We start from the raw sequence: 3195 nt of genomic DNA, 5'->3' as shown, positions 1-3195 counted from the left end.
GCGACGCGGCCCGCGAGGCCAAAGCCATCATCGATACGATCATCACACCCGAGTACGAAGGCCGGGCGCTCATCGAGTTGCTGCAGAACGCCCACGACGCGCATCTGGCCGGCGCCTGCGACGGACGTATCGAGATCCGGCTGGACGAGGACGAGGGTGAGCACGGCACCCTCTATGTGGCCAATCAGGGCAAGCCGTTCAGCGGCAAGAACTTCAAGGACCTGTGCAGCATCGCCCTGTCCCGCAAGCGTGCCGACGCCGGAATCGGCCACAAGGGCGTCGGGTTCAAGAGCGTGCTGAACCTATGCGGCGCCCCCGAGGTCTACAGCGTCGACAGGGAAGGATCCCGGGTCCCCGACGGGCTCACCTTCCGCTTCGCCCGGCTCGACGACTACGACGCGCTCGCCCGCGAGGTGGCACCCGAACGCACGGATTTCCCCGACTACCTGAAGGCGAACCTGCACACGCTGAAGGTGCCGGTCTTCCTGGAGGAGGCACCGAAGACCATCCACAACTTCACACGCCGAGGCTTCGTCACCGTCGTCCGCCTGCCGCTGAAGTCCGCCGACGCATACTCGGCCGCAGCCGCGCAGGTGCAAGAGCTCATGGACGACAGCGCCCCGTTCGAGCTGTTCCTCGACCGACTGGAACGCGTCCAACTGGAGTGGCGGGCCGCAGGGAAGACCCAGCGCAGGACGTACGACCGCCAGGTGGAGGTGCTGCATCAGGCCCGTGGCCTGAAGGTGCAGCAGGTCACCTTGCGCCGGAGGATGCGACTGATCGTCGTCTGCGGGAAGGTCGACCCGGACCGCGCACGGGAGGCGCTCACCGCGTCGATCGAGAAAAACGGGATGCGGCACGACTGGATGGCCTGGGAGAAGAAGGCCGAGGTACGCATTGCCGTACCGGTCGCCGACCCCCTGCCCAAGGGGCGGCTGTACACCTTCCTGCCGATGGGCGAGCAGATCACAGCCCCTCTGCGCGGCTTCGTCCATGCCCCGTTCTTCGCCGAGATGAACCGGCGCTCGTTCAACGCGTGGGTGCCGTGGAACGGCCTGCTGCTCGACACCGTGGCCGAGACGTGTGCCCGCGCGGTGCTCGCCACAACGGAGGGACGCGCCCCCATTTCCTCCGGGGTGCTGGTCGACCTGATGTGCTGGCGGTCGCCAGTGGCTCTGGGCCGGCTCACCGCGGCGTTCGGGCGGCTCGGTCACGGCATCGCTGAGGTGCCGTTCATCCCGGTAATCGCCGCGGTGTCCGGCGCGCGTACCTCCCTGCACCGGGCAGTGCTGTGGGAAGGCAAGAAGCACGCCACGGCCTTCACCCCGCACGCAGTCGCCGCCACGGGGGTCACCGATCTCCTCGACCCGCAGCTGCACCCCGTACGGCTGCGGGAGCTGGTGTCTTTGGCGAAGAGTGTGGGAACGCGTCTCGTACCGTCCACGGAGCACCTCGCCTTCTGGGCCGAGCGGCTCGCCGAGGCGAGCGCCCGCGCCCCCTTCGACCCCGGATGGTGGGCGGACTTCTACCACGACCTCTCGCAGGAGTTCCCTGACGGTTCGGACGTGGCCGGCAAGCGCATCATTCTCACCTCCGGGCCGGCGCTGGCACCGGCCGCCGCGGAAGGCGTCTTCTTCGACCGGGAGTCCCCCCGGGGCGGCTCCCTTCCAGCTCTGCCCACCGGGCTGTCGGACAGGCTGCACTTCGTGCACGAGGACATCGCCTGGACCGGCAAAGACCGCAAGCGCAGAGCGCAGGGCCGCACCTGGCTCAAGACCTTTGGCCTCGTCCACGACTACAGCGCCGACCAAGTGCTCGAGGTCGTGGCCGCGGCCCTGCGCGCGGACGCAGAGGGTAAAGACGACAACAACGTGCGCATGGCCTGCCTCCGCTACGCCTGCGCGGTGTCCCACGCCCTGGAGAAGGAGGGGCGCAAGCCTCCGCGGTTGCGTGGTCTCCGGGTCCCGACACGGGGCGGCTGGCAGAACGCGAGCTTTGCCATGTTCGGGCCGGGATGGCCGGGAGAGTACTCCGCGATCGATGACACCCTGACCCGGTTCCTGGAGCATGTCCGAGAACTGTCGCCCACACTCACCCAGACCGAGCAATGGCTCCTTCCGCGCCCCGAGGAACTGTGCGGGGGCACAATCTCCGTCGAGGTCATGCTGCGCTTCCTCGAACGGCACCGTGTTGCTCACGGCCTTCGCCCCCGCTACGAGATCTTCCACACCAAAGTGCGAGGTGAGGACCTCAACCGGCCCGCCCGATTCTGGGCCCCGGGCAGGCAGGGTCTGTTGCCACAGTGGCGGACGGCCGCCGAGTACTGGCCGAACCGGCGGCGGGTCGGCTTTATCAGCGTTGAGTACCACTCACGCTCCGATACCGCAGTCGTGCTGCCCGGACAGGAGAAGTACGCCGCCTTCAGCGAGGAGGACCGCAGGCTGTATGCGGAACTCATCGTGCACGGCCTCGCCTTCGCCTGGCTCGACTCCGCGCTGGAGATGCACTTCGTACGCCACACCGACTCCGCCGGAACCCCGTGGCCCACCCCGCTGGCCGCCTTCCTCACCCACGCGCCGTGGATCCCGCAGACCACAGTCCCGGGCGCCCCCACGCAGGAACCCGTGTTCGCGACCGCGGGCCGGGCCTGGTGGTGGCAGGGCACGCAGTCTCCGCCCCCGTTTCTCAGCGTGGCGCCCGCGGCCTTGCGCAGCAGGCCGTCCCCCAAGCTCGTGGCGCGCCTGGGCCTGCTCGGCATCCGCTCCTGGGACGATGCCGGCACCGCGCTCGACCGGCTCGGCTACCTGCCCGACCTGGTGCGGGCCGGCCCGCACCTGCGTGAAGGCAGGTACGCGCACGAAATCAGGCGGGAGTACGAGAAGGCGTGGGCTCAGCTGCTGCCCGCCGAGGGCGGCACACGCACTGCTGACAACAAGCCCGCCACACCGCCGCGCCGGCTGCTGGGCCACCGAGCCAGTGTCCTCGAACCGCTGGATTCGGCGCAGACGGACGAGACGGTCTTCGTTCCGGACCCTGATGGGGCCCAGAACCGGGTCCTCCTGGAGCGCGTCCCGGTGCCCGTCATCCCGATCGGGGACAAGGCGCTGGGCGCCCGGATCCACGCCTTCCTCGACCAGGGGGCGCCGTTCGATGTCCAGCGGTGCAGCGATGCCGCACACGACATCCAGGCCGACG

1 protein-coding gene is annotated in these 3195 nt (G+C 69.1%); it reads left to right on the top strand.

Annotated elements, in window-relative coordinates; all coding sequences use genetic code 11:
• A partial coding sequence (locus VN520_RS22995) for an ATP-binding protein (RefSeq protein ID WP_325748835.1) occupies window positions 1–3195 on the top strand: 3195 nt, incomplete at both ends.

Source organism: Streptomyces sp. (assembly GCF_035563135.1).
Classification (GTDB): Bacteria; Actinomycetota; Actinomycetes; order Streptomycetales; family Streptomycetaceae; genus Streptomyces.
Note: the sequence above shows the minus strand (reverse complement) of the source record. Positions and strands in the feature narration are given on the sequence as shown.